Genomic DNA, 24,771 nt, shown 5'->3' with positions numbered 1-24,771 from the left:
ACCCCCATTGCATTTTCTATACTTTTCAAACTAAAGTTTCCCTTTACGGGTTCATTATAGTAAAATATAGCAGTTCAAACAACTCTTTGGAAATGAAGAGGAGGAATTCCAATTGTCACTTATTGAACAAGTCGGGCAAACAGCCCAGTTAACCGTCGTCCGAGCTGCTGCATTTGGCTTTTTTTTATCAGACGGGACTGAAGATGTTCTTTTGCATAAAAATGAAACCGATCAAGACTTGCAAATCGGAGAGAAACTTGAAGTGTTTTTGTACACCGATTCCCAGGGCAGGGTTTCGGCTAGTGCGAAGATTCCGGAAATGACAGCAGGGCAATATGGCTGGTTAAAAGTAACAGCTGTAAAGCCGGGTGTTGGCGTATTTCTTGATATCGGAATCCAAAAAGAATTGCTGCTTGGTGAAGAAGATTTGCCAGCACATAAATCGGTTTGGCCCAAGCCGGGTGACATGGTTTATGCCACTATCCGCGTGAGCCGAAACCATCTTTTATATGCAAAATTGGCTACGGATCAAGTGATTCAATCGATTGCCGTCAAAGCAGCAAGGAAGGATTTTAATAAAAATGTTCAGGGATTTATTTACCGCACTGCAAAGGTAGGAAGCTGGATTTATACCATTGAAGGCTTCAAAGGTTTTATTCACGAATCGCAAAGACGAGAAGAACCCCGTCTTGGTCAGAAAGTCGAAGGGCGGATTATCGATATTAAAGAAGACGGGACGATTAATGTCTCCTTATTGGCGCGGAAACAGGAGGCAGCCGGTGATGATTCCCAGCGAATTTACGCTTATTTAGAAAGCCGGAACGGTGCCATGCCTTATAGTGATAAAAGCCAGCCGGAAGATATTTACGAACGGTTTCGTTTGAGCAAAGCGGCCTTTAAGCGCGCGCTTGGAACATTAATAAAACAAGGAAAAGTGTATCAAGAAAACGGCTGGACCTATAGCAAAAAAGAGTAAAAACAAGCATTTTTATATGCTTGTTTTTTTAGCTAATCAGAATTTATATGGATAAATTCTGAACGCACGACGGACAGGAAGTCCTAGTCAGGCGAGTGCCACAGGATGTGGCATCAACGAGCGGGATAAATTCAACTACGCCTCTGTCTTCGTCCAAAGGACTCGCCAGTCGGCGAGTTTTCATTTACATACCTTTGTAAAAAACAGCAGAAACTAGCTGTGTACTAGCGAACAAGAAAGGAGAGTTTAGATGCCGCATACTTCTGATAATGATAAAAAAGCGCAGGACAATAATGCCCTTCACCATGAAAAAAATAGGATGCGCGAGAAAAATCGCAAAGCAGGCAAAAACGAATATTCGAAAAAAACAAATCATTTATAAGTGAAGCGGTAAACAGGCACAGCTATAATTGGCTGTTTTCGGCACAAATAAAAGGAGTGAGGAAAAACTCACTCCTTTTCGTTCGCTAATCAGAATTTATATCCATAAATTCTGATTGCATAAGGGCAACTACACCTCATGAACCGTCAAAGGCTCGCCAATCGGCGAGTTTTCATTTAAGGCAGTTGATTGAGGAAAAAGACAGCAATCGTTCCGGCGCCAGTATGCGAACCAATTGCAGAACCAATGTCCGAAATATAGATTTCTTTTGGATGAAAGGCTTCTTCAATCATCCGACGAATTTCTTCGGCAGTTTCCTCGTTATCGGCTTGGCTGATGCCAATGGTTTGCTCTGATAAATGCGCACCGCGTTCATACATTACTTCAATTAATCGATGAAGCAATTTTTTCTTGCCCCTGATTTTTTCGATTGGAACAAGTTTGCCGTCTTCCATGTTAAGAAGCGGCTTAATATTTAACAATCCGCCGAGAAATGCTGACGCTTTTGAGACGCGGCCGCCTTTGGCGAGATATTCCAAATCCTCTACTGTGAACAAATGCTCCATATGCTGTGCCCGGAAACGAACATCTTTTAAAATCGTTTCTTTCGAAGCACCGTCTGCTGCCAATTTAGCCGCTTCTTTTACAATCAATCCTTGCCCGACTGATGCGCACTTCGTATCCACGATCGTAAGTCCGAAGTCTGGATATTTTTCTTTTACTTGATCGAGAATCATCATTGCGGTTTGATAGGTTCCAGATAGCTGCGAAGAAAAAGCAATGTATAGTCCATCTTCATTCTTTTCGGCCATATCCGTGAATATTTTTTCAAAAAGAAATGGAGAGACTTGTGATGTTTTCGGTGTTTTTCCGTTTCGAATCGCCTCATAAACCATTTTAGGCTGAATCATCTTGATGTCTTCATATTCATTGCCATCAAGCTGAACTTTTAGTGGAAGCAACGTAACGCCCGCATTTCGATAAAACGCAAGTGGTAGATCGCATGCGCTGTCTGTCAGAATTTTCACGTGCATAAGCTCACCTGCTTTCAAGCAAATTTATACTTTTTCAGTTTAGCGTTTTCATTCTAAAAACACAATCTTTTAAAAATGGCCGTAAAAATATAATTTTGTATCATACATCTGCATGGTTTTTGACAATAATAGTAAAAAGGAGTTGATCCGATGATTTGGCTGCAAACGAAAAAAACAGCTGTCGTTATTTTTGGCGCACTTCTCAATGCACTTTCGATGAATTTGTTTTTGCGTCCGGCCAATGTGTACTCAAGCGGGTTTACGGGAATCGCCCAGCTGCTTTCAAAAATTCTCACGGTATTCACACCGCTAACGGTTTCAATGGGGTATTTATTGCTCCTGCTTAATATTCCTGTAGCCATTCTTGGTTGGAAAAAAGTTGGAAAGTCTTTTACGTTTTATAGTTTTTTAAGTGTCATCTTTTCATCCTTATTTCTGGAATTAATTCCGCTAAAAGCCGTTTCACACGATATTTTGTTGAATGCAGTATTTGGTGGCGTCATTTTAGCTGTCGGTGTCGGATTAACGCTAAAGTGGGGGGCTTCGACAGGGGGAGTCGACATCATTGCCCTCGTACTGTCGAAATTAAAAGACAAACCAATTGGAACTTATCTATTTCTCATGAATGCAATCATCATTCTTACAGCCGGCTATTTATTCGGCTGGGAAAAAGCCCTTTACACACTTGTCACCCTTTATACTTCAACAAGGGTCATTGATACTATTCATACAAGGCATGAAAAGCTGACCGCCATGATTATTACAAAAAAAAGCGATGAACTGAAAAAAGCGATCCAAGCAAAGCTAGTCCGCGGGATTACGACCGTGCCGGCTAAAGGGGCTTACACGAATGAAACGAAAGACATGATGGTAATCGTTATTACCCGCTACGAACTTTTTGAATTGGAGAGAATTATAAAAGAAGTAGATCCAAAGGCATTTACCAATATTGTGCACACGGCCAGTGTTGTTGGCTTGTTTCGCAGAGATTAAAGGAGGATGAAATTTTGCGAAAGAAAATCTTGTTTTATTTAAGTTTTTTCATGCTATTTATGAATGTAGTTCAGCCTTCAGCTGATGCGGCATATTCAGGAAAGATTCGCAATGAAAACGTGCAGATCCGGCATGTGAAAGTGCTTGGCAGCGGTGGCCGTTATACCGTTACCGGACAGGTAAAGGTGGGGGAGGGCACTTATTTTTACACAGTGGAAGATGGCCACAATGTCCTCATTCCGGAAAAAACTTTGGCAAAAAAAGCCGATAAATCAAAGTGGCTGCCGTTTAAGGTAAAAATCAATCTTGCGAAAGAGCAGCTTCCGCCGAATGGAACAATCATTTTTTATGCTTATGAACGCGATGCTCAAGGAAAAATAGTTCACGCCTATTCCATTGTATTGGAAAAATTTTATCATTAAGAAGCTGGCATCCCTTTGAATGCCAGCTTCTTGTTTACCTTAGTTGTTCAAGCTCATTTTGCATTTCTTGGAGCTGGCTTTGTTCGGCAGCGGTTGAGTTCGCATAAGCTGAGCTTACTGCATTCTTCGCTTTTTCCACAGCTGCTTGCTCCTCAGCCGGACTTGCTGATTTGGCCGCCTCCACAAATCTTCTTGCTTCCTGGAAAAGCCGATTTCCCATCTTATATTCCCTCCATGGAGGAATGATGCCCGTTAGCCATTTTATAGGCTTCCGCTTCCGCATACGTCATATGGTAGGGGATGCGTTCGGCATGTTTATTGACGGTATCCTTTCCTTGTTGGACAAAGCGCTTCGATTTGTTTCGTTTACCCATCTCGGGATCCCTCCAATAGTTTCGTGAGCTTGCCGAAACAGCGTTTGAGCCGTTTCAAAAATAGTATGCCCCAGTAAGAAGGTATTCAATGAACCATAGCGTCTTATTTAATATTTAACAATTCTGCCAAATAAACACCGACCCCATCTTCCTCATTTGTGAGGGTTACATCGTTTGCAACTGCTTTCACTTGATCAATTCCGTTTCCCATCGCCACGCCCCGGCCGGCATATTCAAGCATTTCCAAATCATTGTCTTCATCGCCAAATGCCACAATCCGCTCTCGGGGAATGTCAAAGTAGTCAGCGGCTTTTTTTAAACCAATTGCTTTATGGAGACCGCTTTTAATAATTTCAATTACATGCCAAGGAGCGGCCCAGCTGCGTTGCTCAATTACTTCTGCATGCACGTCGGAAAGATGCTGGCGAATTTTTTGCAAATCATCCTCGTTTGTATGAATGAGCAAGCTTGTTGGGGAATCTGTTAAATATCGACTCAAGTCACCAGTTGTAATTTTGGGGTTCCCCATGCTGAAAATATCCAACAATTTTTCATCATGGTAATGGAAATACACTTCATCCATCACTTCTGCAATGATATTGTGAAATTGGAATGTGCGGCAGGCATCAATAATTTGTTTGGCAACATGAATATCCAGCGGCGAATGGAACAATCCCCAGCTTGGATCTTTTGGATGGTGAATAAAAGCGCCGTTAAAATTAACAATGGGGGTGTTCAGCTCCAGTTCGTTATAATACATTTCACTTGACCGAAAAGGCCTCCCGGTAGCAATCATTACAATATGACCTAACTCTTTTGCTTTTTGAATTATTTCTTTTGTCTTTTTGGATATGGTTTTATTATCTTTCAACAATGTACCGTCTAAATCGAGCGCAATTAAATGTCTATCTGCCATAATTTCTCCTTCTTCAATAAAATTCAGTGGATTTGATTTCGAAAAAAGCCAACAACGTGCTACAATACAACTAGTATTTGATTTTTTGCTCTTTCTTATGGTAACTATGTTACCAATTTTATATAGTACCTGTAAAAAAATTCACTTAAAAAGTTTTTTGCAGCTTGTATACTATCTTTATGCTGTGGGAGGGAAAATATTGATCATCATTGAAAAGGAACGGATCGAAGGGATTCCGCTCCTTCATGTTGCCGAGCACGATGCGCGCTGGCAAAAGCTGCCGTTGATTATTTTTATCCATGGATTTACAAGCGTAAAGGAACGAAATTTGCATTATGCGTATCTATTGGCAGATGCCGGTTTTCGCGTCGTCCTGCCGGAAGCGTTATACCACGGGGAAAGAACCAAGGGTTTAAAACCAGAAGATTTTTATCAACGCTTTTGGGAAATTGTCTTGGCAACGATTGAAGAGATCAAAAGTGTGAAAGAACATTATGATCAAAAAGAATTGATAATGGATGGCGAGGTTGGCGTTGCTGGAACGTCAATGGGCGGGATCGCTGCTCTCGGTGCCTTAACCCAATATCCATGGATCAAAGCGGCTGTCAGTTTAATGGGTATGCCTGCATATGAGAAATTTTCTTATTGGCAGCTAGAGCAATTAAAAAAACAAGGAATTCATCTCCCTTTCACAGACGAAGAAATCAAAGAGCAAATCGCAGCAATCCGTCAATACGATTTAAGCCTTCAGCCGCAAAAGCTTGCCAATCGGCCATTGCTGTTTTGGCATGGTAAAAAGGATCCAATGGTTCCTTATGAACTAACCCGTGGATTTTTCGAATCCATCCGCAAGATGTACTCCGGAAACGAGGAAAAGCTTGCTTTTATTTCGGACGAGCATGCTGGACACAATGTCAGCATAGCCGGTGTTGAAGCTGCGGTTGATTGGTTTAAGCAATATCTCAATAACCGGTCTCCACAAAAGACGCGGGAAACGAACAGAGTGGGAGTGAACATTTATGAATGAAGAATTAAAGGAAAATATGCTGGGTGCCCTTGAATTGGTCATTGACCCTGAATTGGGCATTGATATTGTCAATTTGGGATTGGTATACAATATCGAAATGGATGAAGCAGGTGTTGTGACGGTTACGATGACGTTAACAGCGATTGGCTGCCCGCTTGCCGGAACAATTGTCGATCAAGTCAAACGAGCTCTTGCAGACATTCCGGAAATTAATGATGTTGAGGTCAACATTGTCTTTAATCCACCATGGAATAAAGACATGATGTCAAGATACGCAAAAATCGCACTAGGAATCCGTTAATCAAGGAAAAAACAGCAGGCAAACTGCTGTTTTTTGTATATCCATAAATTCTGAACGCACGACGGGCAAGGATAAGGAATTCTTCGGCAGCTTCATCATCGCACGAAGGAAAAGCGACAGCTTTTTCGAGGGTGCCCTAGTCAGGCGAAGGCCCGGGACGGTGGTAAAGGGCAACTACGCCTCATTGAACCGCCAAAGGCTCGCCAATCGGCGAGTTTTCTTTATAATTTTTCAGGGTAAACCGGTCATTACTAGCTTCTCTAATGCCCAATGTTCCTATTTTTCAGGCCTAAGCGGTCATTACTAGCTCCCGTAATGCCCGCTTCTCCAACTTTTCAGGCCAAACCGGTCATTACTAGCTTCTCTAATGCCCAATGTTCCAATTTTTCAGGCCAAACCGGTCATTACTAGCTCCCGTAATGCCCAATGTTCCTATTTTTTAGGGTAAACCGGTCATTACTAGCTTCTCTAATGCCCAATGTTCCTATTTTTCAGGCCTAAGCGGGCATTACTAGCTCCCGTAATGCCCGCTTCTCCAATTTTTTAGGGTAAACCGGTCATTACTAGCTTCCCTAATGCCCGCTTCTCCAATTTTTCAGGGTAAACCGGTCATTACTAGCTTCCCTAATGCCCAATGTTCCTATTTTTCAGGCCTAAGCGGTCATTACTAGCTCCCGTAATGCCCGCTTCTCCAATTTTTCAGGGTAAACCGGTCATTACTAGCTTCTCTAATGCCCAATGTTCCTATTTTTCAGGCCTAAGCGGTCATTACTAGCTCCCGTAATGCCCGCTTCTCCAACTTTTCAGGCCAAACCGGTCACTACTGGCTTCACCGGAACGCCCCCCGGAAAGCGAGTGCCTGGAGTGGAAATCAACAGACTCCGTTTATCAGCCAAACTAAAAAGGACCGGGCGGTTTTTGCCCGGTTTTTCTTATTGGAAGAAAAAAGGATTCGCTGCCTTTTCTTTTTATTCCCGAAGATAGTGAGGTAATTCACTTTTTCTGGAACAAAAGCCCTCTATAATAAGAAATAGATAGGCGTTAGCCGTTTTTAGGGGGCGTTACAATTGGTATTCAACCGTGATTTTAATCAGGATCCGTTTATTGTGATTTGGGAGTTGACCCGGGCATGTCAACTAAAGTGCCTTCATTGCCGTGCTGAAGCGCAATACCGCCGAGACCCTAGGGAGCTTACATTTGAAGAAGGCAAGCAATTAATTGATCAACTAGATGAAATGAACAATCCGATGCTTGTTTTTACGGGCGGAGATCCGTTGATGCGAGAAGACGTTTTTGATATTGCCAAATATGCGGTGGATAAAGGTGTACGTGTATCGATGACACCGAGCGCTACGCCGAATGTGACAAAAGAAGCCATCGAAAAAGCGAAAGAAGTAGGCCTTTCTCGCTGGGCATTCAGCCTTGACGGGCCGACGGCAGAAATTCACGACCATTTCCGAGGGACAGCTGGTTCATTCAAGCTTACGCTTGAAAGAATTAAGTATTTGCATGAGCTGGAGATTCCGGTGCAAATCAATACCGTAATATCCCGGTACAATATTGATTTTTTAGATGAAATGGCAAAAGTAGTAGAAGAATTAAACTGTGTGCTCTGGAGTGTCTTTTTCCTCGTGCCAACAGGAAGAGGACAGGAATCAGACATGATTTCACCGGTAGAGCATGAAAAAGTATTCAGGTGGCTGTATGATTTGAGCAAGCGTGTTTCCTTTGACATTAAAACCACGGCAGCACAGCACTACCGGCGTGTTGTGATCCAGCAAAAAATGCGGGAGGCAAAAGACCAGAGGCAGGAAATCAACTATTTAAATGCCTTGACTGAACAGGGATTAACCGGCTCGATTGACGGGCTTGGCCGGGCGCCAAAAGGGGTAAACGATGGGAACGGCTTTGTGTTTATTTCCCATATTGGCGACGTATATCCGAGCGGGCTTTTACCGGTAAAAGCAGGGAATATACGCGAAACGCCGCTCGCTGAAATTTACCGTGAATCGCCGATTTTTAAATCGCTGCGCAATCCGGATCTTTATAAAGGGAAATGCGGTGTTTGCGAATTCCGCCATGTGTGCGGCGGGTCAAGATCAAGAGCATATGCGGTCACAGGAGATTATTTAGAAAGCGAACCTTTTTGCATTTATATCCCGAAAGCATTAAGGGAAAAACAAATGCAAGGGTAAAAAAACTGGGTCAGCATTTGATCAATAAAAAGAGGGGCGGCAGATGCCGTCCCTTCTTTATCAAAAACTATTCGATGCTGCAATAAACCGCCGGGCAATTTTCGCAACCGATTTCATCTTTCAAATACTGCAGATCAAGGATTGAAATTTTCCCTTTTTTTATCGAAATGATCTGATCCCGTTTTAATTCACTTAAGATGCGGTTTGTACTTTCTCTGGAGGTGCCGCAAAAATTGGCAAGCTCCTGGTTGGTTAAAGGCAGATCGATTAGGATTCCGTCCTTTTGCTTTACTCCATAGCTATTGGACATGCGAATTAAGGTCGAAAATAAAGCGCCGCGTTTCCCGTTTAAGACAAGATCGCGAAATTTTGTTTGTGTTTTGCGAAAATGGTCGCTCATCCATTTCATAAATTCAAATGCAAGAGTGCTATCTTGAAAAATTTCCGTTTCAAGGAAATCTTTTCGAATGGCGGCAACCTCAGTTGTTTCCAGAACTTTTGCGCTTAGTAAAAATTTAGGTTCATCGGTAAATAAAGTGAGTTCGCCGCAAATATCATTCGCACCACAAATACGTAAGGACAGTTCCCGGCCGTCAGAAGTAATTTTGCTGATTTGAACTTTACCGGACAAGATGATGTAAAGCTCTTCTGCTTTCATTCCTTCTTGAAACAAATAAGTTCCGCGATCCGCTGTGAATTTTCGGTCAGCAAACCGAAGCAGCTCTTTAATTTGAATGGAGTGAGTGGCTTTCATATTCGTCATCATTCATCTACACCTTCTTCTTCATGATAAAAATTGCCTACAGGCAAACAGTTTCATCACTGCTGAACTAGATAAATTCATTTCTAAAACCATTGTAGCTCAAGATTAGCCAAATAAAAGATATTAACAATGACAATATAGTGAAAACTTTTGAAAAAAATGTTTTTTTGAAGCGAAATGTGATAATCTTTACATCGACAGGGTAAATGAGAAAGTAAAATAAGAGATTAGCTTGCCGAATAAATCATAGTTGGCAACATAAGTATAGAGCTAAGAAAGTTTTTTAAGGGAAAAAATTAACTGTTATCTTGCTTCCGAAATGTGCCGGATAACTGGTTTTTAAAATAATGGAGTTGATAAATATGGGAAAAACCATTATTAAAGATACATTAAACAGGCCTTTAAGGGATCTAAGGATTTCAGTCATTGACCGCTGCAATTTTCGCTGCCAATATTGTATGCCGGCCGATCAATTTGGACCGGAATTTGCCTTCTTGCCGAAAAGTGCTTTGTTAACATATGAAGAAATTGAACGGATTTCAACTCTTTTCGTTCAGCTTGGAGTTGAAAAAATCCGCTTAACTGGCGGTGAACCCCTTCTCAGAAAGGACTTGCCCCTGCTAGTTGAGAAGCTTTCAAAAATTGAAGGATTGTCGGATATCGGGTTAACGACAAATGGTGTAATGCTTCCAAAGCTTGCCGGTGATTTGAAAAAAGCAGGACTTAAAAGGGTGAATATCAGCCTTGATAGTCTCAATGATGAACTGTTTGGCAAAATTAACGGCCGGAAAGTAGGTACAAAGCCGGTGCTTGACGGAATTGAAGCGGCAAAAAAGGCTGGATTGGGCGTTAAAATTAATATGGTTGTAAAAAAAGGCTTAAACGATTCAGAAATTATTCCAATGGCCGATTTTTGCAAGCGAGAAGGTCTGCAACTTCGGTTTATTGAATACATGGATGTCGGCTCAACAAACGGCTGGAAAATGGATGACGTTGTTACGAAGAAGGAAATTTATCAGCTGTTAAAACAACAGTATGAGTTGGAACCCGTTGAACCTGCTTATTTTGGTGAAGTGGCGAAGCTGTATCATTACAAAGGAACGAAAGTGGATGTCGGCTTTATTACATCGGTTTCGGAATCGTTCTGCAGCAGCTGTACTCGGGCACGGCTGTCAGCGAACGGACAAATCTTTACTTGTTTGTTTAACGGAAATGGCCATGATATCCGAAATATGATGAGAAACGGGGCTACAGAAGAAGAGCTTCGCAATCGAATCATTGATATCTGGGGCGGCCGCAAAGACCGTTATTCGGATGAAAGGACGTTAGCGACAGCTTCTAACCGGAAAAAGATCGAAATGTCCTATATTGGCGGTTAACTTAGGAAAGATGGGCTTGCTGGATGCGGCCCATCTTTTTTAGCCAAAGGACTCGCCAGTCGGCGAGTTTTCATTTAGCCAAAGGCTCGACAATCGGCAAGTTTTCTTTAAAATAATGAACGCCTGCTGCCATAATCGGCAGCAGGCGTTCGCCTTCTTAGTTTGTATAGCGCGGGAAGAGAATGTTATTTTCTAAATGGACATGCATAAAAGTTTGTTCTTCGAGTGCCTCCAGGCGCTTGTATACTAAACGATATGTACCGCAAGCGTCAAAAGGAAGTTCGTAATCTGCTGTTACATCACGCAGTTCCTTTAAGATTGCCCCTGCGGCATCATGTTCTTTTTCCAATTCAACAATCGCGTTGATCGCTTCTTCCCGGTTGGGTGCGGTGCCATCATTTAGCTGTTGAATAAGCGGGAATACTGTTTCCTCTTCTTTTGCCGTGTGTTCGAGCATTTCCTTTTTAAAGGCATAAAACAGTTCATAAACTTTTAAAAGCTCAGGATGGTTCTCCCCGTGAACACGGGCAACTTTTGTTACATACGGGCTTAACATTGCTAGCTCTTCTTCAAGTGGGCGATGGTATGCTAAAACAATATGCTCGATTAATGAACGTGTATCGGAATGAATCCATTCTTCCATTTCATTTTCGTTTGGTTCGCTTGCCGTGAAAAGAGTTTGCAGCTCGGCAACAATTGTTTTTGGATCAAGTCCTCTTTCCTCGGCAGCATTTGCAAGTGGAATATTTCCGCCGCAGCAGAAATCGATTCGGTGTTTTTTAAATAAATCACTTGATTTTGGCAGTTCATTGACAATATCTTTCACAAGGGTGTTTTCACTAAAAGGAAAGCTCATCCTTCATTCCTCCTTTTTTTTCTATTAAAAGAATAACGGAACCCGATCATCATTTTGGTGATATGCATCACATTTTAAGGATGATTTTTTTGGTTCTTTTTGTACTATCGCACAATTTTTCGAACATTGGTTTGAAAATTTGCCATGTTTAAAAGTTTCGTATACCCTTAAAGTGAGAAAATCGGTTGAATGAATTCATTTACATGCTTTTAGGAGCTGATAACCATGTTAGAGAGAAGAAAGCCTATTTCCGTGAGTGAAGCGGTGGCAAAAATAATGGAGACACGAGTACAAGGTGCAACGGAATACGTAACAATTGATGAAAGCTATGGAAGGTTTCTTTCTGAAGATTTGACAGCAACAAACGATGTGCCGCATTTTGATCGTGCTCCCTATGACGGGTTTGCCGTCCGCAGTGTTGATACAAGCCTTGCATCACTTTCAAACCCAGTCGAATTAGAAGTGATTGATCATATTGGTGCAGGTGCCGTATCAGATAAAGTAGTAAAAGAAAACCAAGCTGTACGAATTATGACAGGTGCAATGATGCCGGAAGGTGCTGATGCCGTCGCTATGCTCGAAGTGGTGCAAACATCTGAAAAAAACGGCAAACCCTATATTACAATTAAGCGCAACTTAAAAAAAGGTGAAAATGTGTCCTTTCGTGCTGAGGATGCAAAAGAAGGCGAAGTGTTGGTGAAAAAGGGGACAAGGATTAACCCTGGTATTCAAGCAATGCTTGCAACATTTGGCTATGCGATAGTTCCAGTTGCCAAAAAACCGATCATTGGCTTATTCGCAACCGGCACAGAATTACTTGAAGTCGATGAACCGCTCGTTCCCGGAAAAATACGCAACAGCAACTCCCATATGATTATCGCCCAAATTGAAAGGGCGGGAGGGGAAGTACAGTACTTCGGCAAACTGCCTGATGTGTTCGATACATGCTTTGAAGCAGTTAAGGATGCGATTGAAACAGTTGACCTGCTCATAACCACCGGGGGGGTCTCTGTAGGTGATTTTGATTATTTGCCGGCCATTTATGAAAAGCTTGGGGCAAAAGTGTTGTTCAACAAAGTGGGAATGCGTCCTGGAAGTGTGACAACCGTGGCACAGTACAATGGCAAAGTTTTGTTCGGTCTATCCGGCAATCCATCTGCCTGCTATGTTGGGTTTGAATTGTTTGCCCGTCCGATCATTCGGACAATGCTGTTTTCACCAAAACCGCATTTACGCAAAGAAAAAGCTGTTCTTGGCGCCGATTTTCCAAAAGCGAATCCTTTTACCCGCTTTGTCCGCAGCACTGTAACGATCGAGGAAGGCAGGTTAAAAGTATCGCCGAGTGGTGTGGATAAATCAAATATTATTATGAGCCTTGCAGGCGCCAACTCGCTGATGATTCTTCCTGGTGGCACAAGAGGGTATGAAGTAGGAACAGATGTGGAAATCCTGCTGCTTGAGGATCAAACCGGCAGTGAGTGGCCTTGGTAAATCCTTTTATTTTCCAAGTTGTTGGTTACCAAAATAGTGGAAAAACGACGGTTGTTTCCACATTGATAAAGGAATTGAACAAGTTGGGCAGGCAGGTGGCGGTGATCAAGCATCATGGTCATGGCGGCCGGCCTGAAGTCGTTGAAACGAAGGATTCTGTGCAGCATGTAGTTGCTGGCGCCTTAGCGGCAGTTGTTGAGGGTGGCGGGAGGTTGATTCTGCAAGCGGATCAGCCGTCATGGAATTTAGCCGATGAAATTCAGCTAATCCGTTTCTTTCAGCCTGACATCCTTTTAATTGAAGGTCACAAAAAGGAAAATTATCCAAAACTATTGCTGGTAAAAGAAAAAAAAGATCTTGAATTACTTCATTTCATCAGCAATATTAAAATCGTGCTGGCGTGGGAACAAGCATTGCAAAAACAGATTGAATCCATCTCCACTGCTCCGTCCTTTCTTCTCAATGACCAGCAAGGGGTAGCCTGGACGGTTCAATACATTGAGGAGCAAGTAAAGAGGATTCCTTCTCAGTCGAAAAAATGACAATTTTGTTACAATTTTAATGCAATTTCCTGCTGCTTCCGTTATACTAGAAGTAGGGGAAAATATGTTTGTTGATATAGAATCGGAAAAAGAAGGCGGAAGCCTTCTTTTTTGCATTGAAAAAGTTAATAAAATCGCCAAAATGGCTTCGATTCATGTGACATCTTTCACTTAATTTTCCTGATTCCTGACTTATAGTAGGGGTGAGTGAAAGGAGGGTGGAGGATGAAATTATTTATGCCAAAACAACACGGAGCCTGGGCAATGGTGACGGTTCCATTCTGGCTTGGTGTGATCGCAGGTGGATTTGTTTGGCAGGATGTTCCGTTTTTTCTTGGATGGGTGTTATTATACTTGGCTACCTATCCGATGCTTCTTTTATTTAAAAAGAAGAAAACGGCCTTCTATATTGGCTGGACAACGCGCTATTTGATTCCGGCTGTACTATTATTACTGTTTCCGCTCGCTGAAAATCCAGCAGTCGTTTATTTTGGTTTGCTGATGATTCCTTTTTTTATGATCAATGCTTTTTATTCTTCCCAAAACAAAGACCGTGCGTTTATGAATGATTTAAGTGCGATTTTTGCCTTTTCTTTTGCCAGTCTGGCAAGCAGTTTTTTAAGCAGCCGAATTGTCACTGGTGAATCCATCTTTGTTTTTTCCGCATCCGTGCTTTTTTTCATTGGCAGCACTTTTTATGTCAAAACAATGATACGTGAAAAAAAGAACCCGCAGTTTAAATGGCTTTCTTGGATCTATCACTTGATCCTGCCGTTGATTTGGCTGGCGTTTGGCTATTGGATCGCAGCTATTGCTGTTTTGCCAAGCTTGCTCAGGGCAGTTGGTTTTTACGGCAAACCGCTCTCAACCAAAATGGTTGGGATTTATGAAATTGCAAATGCAGCACTTTTCTTTGCGGTCATGGCTGTTCAAATCATCGTAAACTAAAAACAGCCCATAGCAGGCTGTTTTTGTATCATCAATCGATTCTGCAAATTTCAATCGGACAGTTTTCGCAGTCAATTTCAACTTTTAAATAATCAAGATCGTGTATAGTGATCGTTCCTTTATCAACTGAGATTACATTCGCTTTGCGCAAATCACTTAACAGCCGGTTGACCACTTCTCTTGACGTGCCGCAGAAATTTGCCAATTCTTGGTTTGTTAACGGCAGCTGAATTAAGATGCCGTTAGCGGTGTTTATCCCATAGCTGTTGGAGATTCGGATTAAAGTGGAATACAATGCACCTTTTTTCCCGTGAAGAACTAAGTCGCGAAATTTCGTTTGTGATTTTCGATATTGGAGGCTCATCCATTTCATAAATTCCAAGGCTAGCGGTAAGTTATGCGAGAGCTTTTCTTCAAGCGTGTCTTTCATGATTACAGCTACTTCTCCGCTCTCTGTAACCCTTCCTGTTAATAAATATCGCTGCGATGGACAAAATAAATCAATCTCGCCAATGATATCGCCGGTTGTGCACATTCTTAAACTCAATTCCCTACCGTCTGGAATCACTTTAGTCAAATGAACCATGCCGCTTTTGAGAATAAAAAGCTCATTTGCAAAGCTTCCTTCTTGGAACAGAAAAGTTCCCTTTTCAATTTTTTTTATGTGATGGACCAATTCGAAAAGTTCACTTATGGATGCCGGTAGCTCTTTGACCGTTTGCATATTGTAACCACCTTTATAAGGGGCGAACTGAATCGCTCTTTTAGAATAAACCGTTTTACAGGCTACTAACGAAATATTAATAACATCATTATATTGTTTATTTGCGATTATTCGCAATATTAGCGGGAATGAATTCATAGATTTGTCATAATTACATTTCTATTACCGGGGAAATATTTGTCGAAAGCTGAAAATAGAAAAAAGCCCAACTGGAAATAATAAAGTCAACTGCCAGTACGCGAACCAAGAACGAGCTAGCGGCGCAGTTGCTATAAATGAACGACTGTCTTCAATTTGTAAGGAGGTATGGAAGTTGGGTCAAAACCGTCAATTCAAACCAGGCCAAAAGGCGCCAAATAATGGTGTTTATATTGAAATTGGGGAAACAGGCAGCAATGTCAATCATCCGCAAAAAATCAAGTTGAACGACGGAGATTCGTTTCCGGAAACATCCAATCATAACCGCGTTTGGACGTACAGCAGAAAACCATAAGGCGCGATAAACGTTGAAAAGTCATCGAACTCGATGGCTTTTCTTTCATACATGCATGGTCTATAATGGGGTTAATAGGTCAAAAAAGGTCAAAAAGGAGTGATCGTTTGATGGATTTGAATCAAATGACAGAACGTCTGCAAAAGGGGCTGCTCGATTCACAATCGTTAGCGATCAAATCAAATCATCAAGAAGTCGATGAACCACATTTGTTTGTTTCCTTAATGAGCCAAGAGGAAAGTCTACTTCGTGCTATTTTTGTAAGAGCAGGCATCTCTAGTGAAAAGGTTCTTGAATTTTTGCAGAACGAAATCAAGAAAAAACCGCAAGTAAGCGGTACGGGTGTTGAGCAGGGGAAAGTTTATATCAGTTCAAGGCTGCAGCGGATTTTTGTTCAGGCAGACGAAAAAGCAAAGCAGTTTTCCGATGAGTATTTGTCCGTTGAGCATGTATTGCTTGGAGCGCTTGATGTGGATGATTCCGTACTGAAAAAAGCCTTTCGGCATTTTGGTGGTTCTGCTGCGGAAGTTTTACAAGCAATTAAGGAAATAAGGGGGAATCAGCGCGTGACGTCACAAAATCCTGAAGCAACCTATGAAGCCTTAAAAAAATACGGCAGGGACCTAGTTGCTGAAGTAAGAGAAGGAAAAGTCGATCCGGTCATTGGCCGAGATGCGGAAATTCGCAATGTCATTCGCATTTTATCGAGAAAGACAAAAAATAATCCGGTTTTAATCGGGGAACCGGGTGTTGGAAAAACCGCGATTGTTGAAGGGCTTGCCCAGCGCATCGTTAGAAAAGATGTTCCGGAAGGACTAAAAGACAAAACGATTTTCTCACTTGACATGAGCGCATTGATTGCTGGCGCCAAATTCCGTGGAGAATTTGAAGAACGGTTAAAGGCCGTTTTAAATGAAGTGAAAAAGAGCGAAGGAAGAATCCTATTATTCATAGATGAACTTCATACCATTGTCGGTGCCGGCAAGACCGATGGTGCGATGGATGCCGGCAATATGTTAAAACCGATGCTTGCCCGCGGGGAATTGCATTGCATTGGGGCAACAACGCTTGATGAACATCGTAAATATATTGAAAAAGATCCAGCGCTTGAACGAAGATTCCAGCAGGTACTTGTACAAGAACCAAATGTGGAAGACACCATTTCAATTTTACGCGGTTTAAAAGAACGATTTGAAGTTCATCATGGTGTCAGAATTCATGACCGTGCGCTAGTGGCAGCCGCAACTTTATCGGATCGCTATATTACGGATCGGTTTCTGCCAGATAAAGCAATTGATCTTGTTGATGAAGCATGTGCATTGATCCGAACGGAGATTGATTCAATGCCAACAGAGCTTGACGAAGTCACCCGGAAAGTGATGCAGTTGGAAATTGAGGAAGCGGCATTAAGAAAGGAACAAGATGATGTTAGCAAACGGCGTTTAGAGGTGCTGACAAAAGAACTTGCCAATCTTAAAGAACAAGCGGATGAAATGAAAGGCCGCTGGCTCCAAGAAAAAGAAAGTATCCAAAAATTGCAGGAAAAAAGGGAGCAGCTTGAGAAGCTCCGCAGGGAATTGCAAAAAGCGGAAGATGAATATGACTTGAACAGGGCTGCAGAACTGCGGCATGGAAAAATTCCGCAAGCTGAAAGAGAGTTAAAAGACTTGGAAGCAATGACAGCAGCGCGAAATGAAGAGCGGCTGCTTCGGGAAGAAGTGACAGAAGAGGAAATCTCCACTATTGTCTCAAGATGGACAGGCATCCCGCTTTCAAGATTAATGGAAGGTGAAAGGGAAAAATTGCTCCGGCTTGAAAGCCTTTTGCACAAACGGGTGATCGGCCAAGATGAGGCAGTAAGGCTTGTAACGGATGCTGTCTTGCGAGCAAGGGCTGGGATTAAAGATCCAAACCGGCCGATCGGTTCATTTTTATTTTTAGGACCGACAGGGGTTGGAAAAACAGAGCTCGCCAAGGCACTCGCAGAATCGTTATTTGATAGCGAAGAGCAAATGACAAGAATTGACATGTCCGAGTATATGGAAAAACATACAGTTTCAAGGTTAGTCGGCGCCCCTCCAGGGTACGTTGGTTATGAAGAAGGCGGTCAATTAACAGAGGCTATTCGAAGACGGCCTTATTCAGTTGTGTTGCTTGATGAGGTTGAAAAAGCCCATCCTGAAGTATTTAATATTTTATTGCAAGTGCTAGATGATGGAAGGATTACCGATTCTCAAGGGCGTATGGTTGATTTTAAAAACACGGTGATCATTATGACGTCGAATATCGGCTCGCAACTCTTGTTAGAACGAGCGGAAAAAGAAATCAGTGAGGAAACGTCCAACCGCGTTTTCCAACAATTAAGAGCCCATTTCCGCCCTGAATTCCTCAACCGCATTGACGAAACGATTCTATTTAAGCCGTTATCGATTTCGGAAATTAAAGAGATTGTCGTAAAACTAATCGGCGATTTACAGGAACGACTAAACGATCAGCAAATCGCGCTAAACCTGACGGATGCTGCAAAAGAGTTTATCGCGGCCAACGGATTTGATCCCGTTTATGGAGCCCGTCCACTGAAACGATTTATTCAGCGGAATTTGGAAACCAAATTGGCTCGCGAAATCATCGCTGGCAATGTCCGGGAACATTCCCGTATCCTGATCGATGTTGAAAACGGGGAATTGACACTCAAAGCAGTGTAAAAGACGATCGATAAACCGCGCGATATCAATGCTTTCAGAAAGCGGCACACAACAAATGGTAAAAGGTCATCCTGCTAAATTGCAGAATGACCTCTTCACAAAATTATTTTAATGGCTCTCTTTTGGTTCGTTCGGAATAACGGCTGTAATAATCGCTACAAAAACGGTAAACACAATGGCTAACAAGAGACCGGTTTCAAATTTGTAGGCAATCCCAAGCATTGAGCTGACAACATAGGTTAACATCTGTGTAAGAAGAAAAGCCCAGAATAAAGTCCAAAAATAACGCATCATTCTCACCTCAACTCGATTATAGATCTTTTTCGGATTCCTTGCATCCATACAACTGCCAGTTTCATTTATTAATCTTAACATAAGCGAAAAAAAAGATAAATGTTCAATTGGTTGATTCCGCGACTTTACAAAAATATATGGCAAGTTTGGGCTAATTTCCTTTCAGATTATGTGAACAAACATACAATAGGGTGAGGAAAATATGTAAAAGGAGATATTTCGATGGAAAACCGGAATTTTCAGCTGGATGCAGAGTGGAATATAATCCATTCTCCTGAAAAGCCTACAGGTTTTGGCATCTTACTTATTGGGGATGAACGGCATTTTGTAGATGAAAGCAAAAGCTTCTGGTTGCAGAATGAAGGCAGACTGGCGATGATCAATCAATTGAAAGAGGCAGGGTATACGATTTTTTCCTCAAATCTTTATGGACGTAACTGGGGCAGCGATGAAGCAGCAGAGCTTGCTGTTAGGCTGTATCATTATGTTTTAAGAAGCGAGATCATGAATAATAAAATTCATATCCTTGCCGAGGGAATGGGCGCACTTGTTGCTGTCAAATTATTCGAGAAATTGAAGGGTTCGATCCGCTCAACCGTATTACTCAACCCTATTTTGTCATTAAAGCATCAGTTGGAACAAGAAAAGGAGCATAAATTTTTTTATAAAAAACTGACAAAAGAGATCGAAGCTGCATATAAACAAGATTATCGCCATTTAGAAAAAGAAATTTTTTCAAGCCAGTTGAACGTTGGAGATGAAATCCCGATCAAGCTCATTCAAGTCATGACTGGCGGCAGAAGTTACAACCAAGCAAAATTAAATCAGCAGTTGTTAAAAAAGCAAATTGACAACCATGTTGTGCAAACCAGTTTTATACTGCCTGAAAAAAAGCTGCGGCTTGGCTCAATTATCGTAAAGTTTTATAAAAGCCATGAAAAAGTCCTCTAACCATCCACCCTCCCTTACTGAAGAAATAATCTCGCTAGATTTTGCATAGGATTCATTAGTACTAAGGGAGGAGATTCGGATGGACAAGGCTGTTATCATAGGTGCCTTTGAATTTATTGGATTTTATTTTTGTGAAAAAATGCTTGAAATGGGATATGAAGTACTAGGCATCCATTTTGATGATCAGGATGACAAACTGGTGGAGGAAAAAAAACTTCAAATCGGGAGAAATGCCAATTTTAGTGAAACAAAAATTGAGGATTGGCTGAATGATACCAAACAGGTTTCAGAAAAACAAATTTTTATCTTGGACTTATATGATTTGTATATCGGTCGCCGGGATGCGACATTCCAAAAGCAGCTGGTTGCAACTCAATTGGCTGAATTTTTCAAGAGTCGCAATCAGCTGAATGACACGGTTGTGTTTGTTCTTCCAATTCAATGCCTTACCGTTGATGAACGAAACGATTCCATCGGTTTGCTTAAGGATTTTTTGGAAAAATTCTCTGCTCAAGCGGATATATGCCAGTTCCTGTACTTACCGGCTGTATATGGACGTTGGCAGCCGTCCGTTTGCTGCTTTCAAAAATGTTTCGAAGGGAAGCACGAAGATGTGCAGGAATTGGATGACAGAGAATGGAAGGGCGATGCGCTTTATGCCGATGACCTTATTGGCCCAATGATGGAAATTATTGAGGAAGGAAAACCGGGACATTATTTACTTGAAAGCGGCGAAGCAAATCGATGGAAAAATTGTGCGGAGTTTTTAACTATTCAGTATAGAGAAGACGATCGGTTTATTGCCAGAGAGGGCGATCAGATTCAGCGTGTTTCGCTTCCGAAAAACACGTCCATCCCAGATTCGTTGACAAAACAACAGGAACATTTTAATCGTTCAAGGCGATAAAGGGATACCTTAATCCGTGGGGGTTCTTCCTTCTCGTTCATGCGGGATTGCTGTACCATGCAATAATTTTCTTTTCAATTTACCTTTCCAAGGTTAGAATAATAGTGATTCAATTTAATTTTCAAGAAAAGCGATTCCAAGGGTGAGTAACAGCATCCTTTCAAGAAGGAGATTTATGGAATGATCAAAAGGTTCGGAGTCGTTCTATTAATCCTGCTGGTACTTGGTGCATGCAGTCAGCCGAAGTCAACGGGAAAATTGCGAAATGTGGGTCTGCTCGTTCCCGAGACAGTCAATGACCAGGTATGGGGAACAAAAGGCTTCAAAGGAATGTTAAAAATCCAGTCCGATTACAAAGTGGATATTTTTTATAAAGAAGGCATGAATTCCGAGGCCGTTGTTGAACGGGCAGTAAAAGAGTTTGACCAAAAAGACGTCAATTTAATCTTTGGACATGGCTCTGAATACGCGGAATATTTTAATAAAATTTCGAAAAAATACCCGCATATCCAATTTGTCAGCTTTAATGGAGATGCAAAAAACGCCAACACAACGAGTTTGAATTTTAAAGGCTATGCGATGGGTTTTTTCGGGGGAATGGTTGCTTCCCATATGTCAAAAAACCATAAAGTAGGAATTATTGCAGCCTACGAATGGCAGCCGGAAGTAGAAGGCTTTTACCAAGGGGCACTTGCTGAAGAGAAACAGACAGCGGTTGACATTCAGTATGTCGGCAGCTGGGATGACAGCAAGAAAGCTGTTCAACTTGCCGAAAAAATGATGCAAAGCGGCGTCGATGTGATTTACCCAGCGGGGGATGGCTATAATGTTCCTGTAATTGAAAAGGTGAAAGAAAAAGGCTATTACGTGATCGGTTATGTTTCGGATCAATCGGATTTAGGGGAAACGACCGTGTTGACCAGCACGATCCAGCAAGTCGATGCCCTTTATGAAAAAGTGGCTAAAGACTATAACGATGGAAAATTAAAATCAGGGAATTTATCGTTTGATTTTCAGGATGATGTCGTTACATTAGGAAAGTATAGTCCGCTCGTGGATAAAAAATTTATCCGTAAAATGAATAAAAGCATCGAAACGTATAAGCAAACTGGAAAATTGCCGAACAGCCAGTAGATGCAAAAAATGTAAGCTGCCTGAGTTGTTTCAAGGCAGCTTATTTTTTTTGAAAGAGCTGAAGAACTTTCGGATATACTTGCTGAAACAGCGGTTTTAACTGACGGGCTGATTCGACCAATGTATCAATGTTATACATAAGTTCCTCATAATCAATGCCAGTCTGCTGTACCCTTTTTTCTGGAATTTTCCTCGGCCCGAACATAAAACGGGTAAAATAATCCTCTTCCTGCTCGTTCGTAACTGGATTATCATTTTGTGTAAATGAATCTTTAGATTCACTCATCGTTCTTCCTCCACCTTCGAATTTTCCTTATTTTAGTCTATGAACTGGATGATAAAAAGACTGGATATTAGCGGATGCTAAGAAGGAATTTAAAGGTTGCTTTTTTTCATCAATGTTTGATAAAATTAGTACCAAGTCATAATAATTGATAATAATATATTTTAATAAAAAGGAGATGCGGGATATGAACGCAGGGATTGTTGGGATCGGAAGATTTTTGCCTGAAAAGGTAGTTACAAATTTTGATCTTGAAAACATGATGGATACATCTGATGAATGGATTCGCACAAGAACGGGTATTGAAGAACGCCGAATTGCCGATGATGATACCGATACATCGGATATGGCGTTTGAAGCAGCCAAAAAGGCGATTCAAGATGCTGGCATTACAGCAGAAGAAATTGATTTAATCCTAGTGGCAACGGTAACGCCAGATCAACCGTTCCCATCTGTTGCCTGTATGCTTCAGGAAAAATTGGGTGCCGCCAAAGCGGCAGCAATGGATATAAGTGCTGCTTGTGCCGGATTTATGTATGGAATGGTTACCGCAAAGCAATTTATCGAAGCAAATGTTTACAAGTATGTTTTAGTCGTCGGGGTAGAAAAGTTATCAAAAATAACAGACTGGAGCGATCGCAACACAGCTGTCCTATTCGGCGATGGTGCTGGGGCTGCAATTCTTGGGCCTGTTTCTGGAAATCGTGGTATTCTATCATTTGAGCTTGGTGCGGATGGAACAGGAGGAAAACACCTCTACCAGGATGAATACATCATTATGAATGGCCGAGAAGTGTTTAAATTTGCTGTACGACAAATGGGCGAAAGCTGCATCAATGTTCTTGAAAAAGCAGGACTTGCTAAGGAAGAAGTCGATTTCTTTATTCCTCATCAAGCCAATATCCGCATTATGGAATCTGCAAGACAGCGATTGGAAGTTCCTGAAGAGAAAATGTCAAAGACCGTGCAAAAGTACGGAAACACTTCCGCCGCTTCGATTCCGATTTCGATGGTTGAAGAATTGGAAGCTGGAAAAATTAAGGATGACGATCTGATCGTCATGGTAGGTTTCGGTGGCGGTCTTACTTGGGGAGCGATTGCGCTTCGCTGGGGAAAATAAAAACGCTTGAGTTTTTACTACTGGAAGTTCTTTTGGAAAAAAGGTAAAGTCTTATGAAGAGATAACTTAAAAATATAGATAGAGATAGAAGGAGATGGAATCAATGGAAAAACGCAGAGTTGTTGTGACCGGTGTAGGAGCCATCACTCCGCTTGGGAACAACGTGGAATCAACTTGGCAAAATATTATAGATGGAAAATCCGGCATTGGGCCATTGACTCGTGTAAATGCAGATGAATATCCGGCGAAAGTTGCCGCGCAAATAAATGATTTCAATCCGGAAGAGTTTATGGACCGTAAAGATGCACGAAAAATGGATCGTTTTACCCAATATGCGGTTGCGTCATCACTGATGGCAGTAAAAGATGCCAATTTGACGATCAATGAAGAAAACGCTGATCGTGTCGGCGTCTGGATCGGTTCCGGCATCGGTGGGATGGAAACATTTGAACAGCAATATGAAACTTTCTTAAACCGCGGCTACCGCCGGGTAAGCCCGTTCTTTGTTCCGATGCTCATCCCGGACATGGCAACAGGTCAAGTCTCAATTACCCTTGGGGCAAAAGGGTTTAACTCTTGTACAGTTACTGCTTGTGCGACTGGAACGAATTCTATTGGTGATGCCTTTAAAGTCATTCAACGCGGGGATGCGGATGTGATGATCACCGGCGGAGCCGAGGCGCCCATTACGAAAATGTCGGTTGCCGGTTTTTGTGCCAATACAGCACTCTCTACCAATCCAGATCCGCAGACGGCAAGCCGGCCGTTTGACAAAAACCGTGACGGCTTTGTAATCGGGGAAGGTGCAGGCATTATTGTTTTGGAAGAGCTGAACTGCGCTTTGGCACGCGGTGCAAAAATTTATGGCGAAATCGTCGGCTACGGCGCGACCGGGGATGCTTATCATATCACGGCTCCCGCACCAGGCGGTGAAGGCGGTGCAAGAGCAATGAAAATGGCATTGAACGATGCGGGATTAAAACCGGGGGATATTGATTATATCAATGCGCACGGAACAAGCACTGAATACAATGACAAATTCGAAACCGCTGCAGTTAAGGAAGTTTTCGGGGAACATGCATACAAACTGGCGATGAGTTCAACGAAATCAATGACTGGCCACTTGCTTGGTGCCGCTGGCGGTGTCGAGGCAATCTTCTCCTTGCTGACACTAAAAGAAGGCATTCTTCCGCCAACGATCAATTATGAAACACCTGATCCGGATTGTGATTTGGATTATGTCGTCAACAAAGCCCGTCGCCAACAGATTCAAGCCGTTATGAGCAATTCACTCGGCTTCGGCGGCCATAACGCAACAATTGTTTTTAATAAATATGAGTAAAAAATCGGCAGGGAAACCTGCCGATTTTTTAGCTAATCAGAATTTATATGGATAAATTCTGAACGCATAAATTCAACTACGCCTCTGTCTTCGTCCAAAGGACTCGCCAGTCGGCGAGTTTTCATTTATTGCGTATGAACGAGACTTCATGACGTAAAATGGCAAAAACACTGCTTTTATAGTATTCCAAATTTTAGTTAACCAATTTTCACTCTTTTC

At 42.0% G+C, this 24,771-nt stretch carries 27 protein-coding genes; 18 read left to right on the top strand and 9 right to left on the bottom strand.

Translation table 11 applies throughout. From position 1 onward, the window contains the following. Positions 1-112: 112 nt before the first annotated feature. A complete protein-coding gene (locus tag ACQYAD_RS07395; RefSeq protein ID WP_430236759.1) occupies positions 113-976 on the top strand; it encodes a CvfB family protein in 864 nt (287 codons plus the stop codon). 250 nt (positions 977-1,226) lie between these two features. Continuing rightward, positions 1,227-1,358: a DUF3941 domain-containing protein gene (locus tag ACQYAD_RS07390; protein WP_430236756.1), complete on the top strand. Its 132-nt coding sequence runs from the start codon at positions 1,227-1,229 to the stop codon at positions 1,356-1,358. A 176-nt stretch (positions 1,359-1,534) separates the two neighbouring features. On the opposite strand, the gene ACQYAD_RS07385 is transcribed toward ACQYAD_RS07390, so the two are convergent. After that, positions 1,535-2,392, bottom strand: coding sequence for a DegV family protein (locus ACQYAD_RS07385; protein WP_430236755.1), 858 nt, complete (start codon positions 2,390-2,392; stop codon positions 1,535-1,537). Between the two features lie 150 nt (positions 2,393-2,542). On the opposite strand from ACQYAD_RS07385, the gene ACQYAD_RS07380 reads away from it, so the two are divergent. Further along, the gene (locus tag ACQYAD_RS07380) at positions 2,543-3,385 is read left to right on the top strand and encodes a YitT family protein (RefSeq protein ID WP_430236753.1); all 843 of its coding nucleotides are present in this window, start codon (positions 2,543-2,545) and stop codon (positions 3,383-3,385) included. Between the two features lie 14 nt (positions 3,386-3,399). Next, a complete protein-coding gene (locus tag ACQYAD_RS07375) occupies positions 3,400-3,807 on the top strand; it encodes a Gmad2 immunoglobulin-like domain-containing protein (protein ID WP_430236752.1) in 408 nt (135 codons plus the stop codon). Positions 3,808-3,841: 34 nt separating this feature from the next. On the opposite strand, the gene ACQYAD_RS07370 is transcribed toward ACQYAD_RS07375, so the two are convergent. The 3 genes from ACQYAD_RS07370 to ACQYAD_RS07360 form a co-directional block, all read right to left on the bottom strand. Beyond that, positions 3,842-4,027, bottom strand: coding sequence for a DUF3813 domain-containing protein (locus ACQYAD_RS07370; RefSeq protein WP_430236751.1), 186 nt, complete (start codon positions 4,025-4,027; stop codon positions 3,842-3,844). Between the two features lies 1 nt (position 4,028). Beyond that, complete coding sequence (locus ACQYAD_RS07365) at positions 4,029-4,181, bottom strand: hypothetical protein (protein WP_430236750.1); 153 nt, start codon at positions 4,179-4,181, stop codon at positions 4,029-4,031. Positions 4,182-4,284: 103 nt separating this feature from the next. Beyond that, positions 4,285-5,097 (bottom strand): Cof-type HAD-IIB family hydrolase, encoded by an 813-nt coding sequence (locus ACQYAD_RS07360; RefSeq protein ID WP_430236749.1) that lies wholly within the window; start codon positions 5,095-5,097, stop codon positions 4,285-4,287. A gap of 199 nt (positions 5,098-5,296) precedes the next feature. Between ACQYAD_RS07360 and yjfP the strand changes: the two genes are divergently transcribed. The 3 genes from yjfP (at position 5,297) to ACQYAD_RS07345 (ending at position 8,620) form a co-directional block, all read left to right on the top strand. Beyond that, on the top strand, positions 5,297-6,124 hold the full coding sequence (yjfP, locus tag ACQYAD_RS07355) for an esterase (protein WP_430236747.1): 828 nt from the start codon (positions 5,297-5,299) through the stop codon (positions 6,122-6,124). Next, positions 6,117-6,425 (top strand): metal-sulfur cluster assembly factor, encoded by a 309-nt coding sequence (locus ACQYAD_RS07350; RefSeq protein WP_430236745.1) that lies wholly within the window; start codon positions 6,117-6,119, stop codon positions 6,423-6,425. Before yjfP ends, ACQYAD_RS07350 begins: the two co-directional genes overlap by 8 nt. Before the next feature lie 1,067 nt (positions 6,426-7,492). Beyond that, on the top strand, positions 7,493-8,620 hold the full coding sequence (locus ACQYAD_RS07345) for a TIGR04053 family radical SAM/SPASM domain-containing protein (RefSeq protein ID WP_430236744.1): 1,128 nt from the start codon (positions 7,493-7,495) through the stop codon (positions 8,618-8,620). Positions 8,621-8,687: 67 nt separating this feature from the next. Here ACQYAD_RS07345 and ACQYAD_RS07340 read toward each other — a convergent pair whose 3' ends face one another. After that, a complete protein-coding gene (locus ACQYAD_RS07340) occupies positions 8,688-9,386 on the bottom strand; it encodes a Crp/Fnr family transcriptional regulator (RefSeq protein ID WP_430236742.1) in 699 nt (232 codons plus the stop codon). A gap of 359 nt (positions 9,387-9,745) precedes the next feature. Here ACQYAD_RS07340 and moaA point away from each other — a divergent pair, with 359 nt between their 5' ends. Beyond that, on the top strand, positions 9,746-10,762 hold the full coding sequence (gene moaA, locus ACQYAD_RS07335) for a GTP 3',8-cyclase MoaA (RefSeq protein ID WP_430236741.1): 1,017 nt from the start codon (positions 9,746-9,748) through the stop codon (positions 10,760-10,762). A 157-nt stretch (positions 10,763-10,919) separates the two neighbouring features. On the opposite strand, the gene ric is transcribed toward moaA, so the two are convergent. Then, positions 10,920-11,618: an iron-sulfur cluster repair di-iron protein gene (gene ric, locus ACQYAD_RS07330; RefSeq protein ID WP_430236740.1), complete on the bottom strand. Its 699-nt coding sequence runs from the start codon at positions 11,616-11,618 to the stop codon at positions 10,920-10,922. A gap of 225 nt (positions 11,619-11,843) precedes the next feature. Here ric and ACQYAD_RS07325 point away from each other — a divergent pair, with 225 nt between their 5' ends. From ACQYAD_RS07325 to ACQYAD_RS07315, 3 genes are all read left to right on the top strand, one after another. Continuing rightward, the gene (locus ACQYAD_RS07325; RefSeq protein WP_430236739.1) at positions 11,844-13,109 is read left to right on the top strand and encodes a molybdopterin molybdotransferase MoeA; all 1,266 of its coding nucleotides are present in this window, start codon (positions 11,844-11,846) and stop codon (positions 13,107-13,109) included. Further along, on the top strand, positions 13,097-13,651 hold the full coding sequence (gene mobB / locus ACQYAD_RS07320) for a molybdopterin-guanine dinucleotide biosynthesis protein B (RefSeq protein ID WP_430236738.1): 555 nt from the start codon (positions 13,097-13,099) through the stop codon (positions 13,649-13,651). The genes ACQYAD_RS07325 and mobB overlap by 13 nt, the downstream gene beginning before the upstream one ends. A gap of 225 nt (positions 13,652-13,876) precedes the next feature. Then, entirely contained in the window at positions 13,877-14,599 is a 723-nt protein-coding gene (locus tag ACQYAD_RS07315) for a YwiC-like family protein (protein WP_430236736.1), read from the top strand. Between the two features lie 31 nt (positions 14,600-14,630). Here the strand turns inward: ACQYAD_RS07315 and ACQYAD_RS07310 are convergent, their stop codons facing one another. Then, on the bottom strand, positions 14,631-15,323 hold the full coding sequence (locus ACQYAD_RS07310) for a Crp/Fnr family transcriptional regulator (RefSeq protein WP_430236734.1): 693 nt from the start codon (positions 15,321-15,323) through the stop codon (positions 14,631-14,633). A 313-nt stretch (positions 15,324-15,636) separates the two neighbouring features. Between ACQYAD_RS07310 and ACQYAD_RS07305 the strand changes: the two genes are divergently transcribed. Continuing rightward, complete coding sequence (locus ACQYAD_RS07305; protein ID WP_430236733.1) at positions 15,637-15,816, top strand: YjzC family protein; 180 nt, start codon at positions 15,637-15,639, stop codon at positions 15,814-15,816. 110 nt (positions 15,817-15,926) lie between these two features. Then, positions 15,927-18,521: an ATP-dependent chaperone ClpB gene (gene clpB, locus ACQYAD_RS07300; RefSeq protein WP_430236732.1), complete on the top strand. Its 2,595-nt coding sequence runs from the start codon at positions 15,927-15,929 to the stop codon at positions 18,519-18,521. A gap of 108 nt (positions 18,522-18,629) precedes the next feature. Here the strand turns inward: clpB and ACQYAD_RS07295 are convergent, their stop codons facing one another. After that, the gene (locus ACQYAD_RS07295) at positions 18,630-18,815 is read right to left on the bottom strand and encodes a YjzD family protein (RefSeq protein WP_430236731.1); all 186 of its coding nucleotides are present in this window, start codon (positions 18,813-18,815) and stop codon (positions 18,630-18,632) included. A 222-nt stretch (positions 18,816-19,037) separates the two neighbouring features. Between ACQYAD_RS07295 and ACQYAD_RS07290 the strand changes: the two genes are divergently transcribed. From ACQYAD_RS07290 to ACQYAD_RS07280, 3 genes are all read left to right on the top strand, one after another. Beyond that, positions 19,038-19,766, top strand: coding sequence for a hydrolase (locus ACQYAD_RS07290; protein ID WP_430236729.1), 729 nt, complete (start codon positions 19,038-19,040; stop codon positions 19,764-19,766). 79 nt (positions 19,767-19,845) lie between these two features. Further along, positions 19,846-20,673 carry a hypothetical protein gene (locus ACQYAD_RS07285; protein ID WP_430236728.1) on the top strand — a complete coding sequence of 276 codons (828 nt, stop codon included), beginning with the start codon at positions 19,846-19,848 and terminating at the stop codon, positions 20,671-20,673. Positions 20,674-20,853: 180 nt separating this feature from the next. Continuing rightward, positions 20,854-21,807, top strand: a complete 954-nt coding sequence (locus tag ACQYAD_RS07280) for a BMP family ABC transporter substrate-binding protein (RefSeq protein ID WP_430236727.1) — start codon at positions 20,854-20,856, stop codon at positions 21,805-21,807. 40 nt (positions 21,808-21,847) lie between these two features. On the opposite strand, the gene ACQYAD_RS07275 is transcribed toward ACQYAD_RS07280, so the two are convergent. Beyond that, positions 21,848-22,093: a hypothetical protein gene (locus ACQYAD_RS07275; protein WP_430236725.1), complete on the bottom strand. Its 246-nt coding sequence runs from the start codon at positions 22,091-22,093 to the stop codon at positions 21,848-21,850. Between the two features lie 184 nt (positions 22,094-22,277). Between ACQYAD_RS07275 and ACQYAD_RS07270 the strand changes: the two genes are divergently transcribed. Beyond that, positions 22,278-23,210 carry a beta-ketoacyl-ACP synthase III gene (locus ACQYAD_RS07270; protein WP_430236723.1) on the top strand — a complete coding sequence of 311 codons (933 nt, stop codon included), beginning with the start codon at positions 22,278-22,280 and terminating at the stop codon, positions 23,208-23,210. Between the two features lie 103 nt (positions 23,211-23,313). Beyond that, positions 23,314-24,552, top strand: a complete 1,239-nt coding sequence (gene fabF / locus ACQYAD_RS07265; RefSeq protein ID WP_430236721.1) for a beta-ketoacyl-ACP synthase II — start codon at positions 23,314-23,316, stop codon at positions 24,550-24,552. Positions 24,553-24,771: the final 219 nt, after the last annotated feature.

This window comes from Neobacillus sp. SM06 (genome assembly GCF_050496765.1).
Classification (GTDB): Bacteria; Bacillota; Bacilli; order Bacillales; family Cytobacillaceae; genus JAEVLT01.
This window is presented reverse-complemented; position numbering and strand designations above follow the sequence as displayed.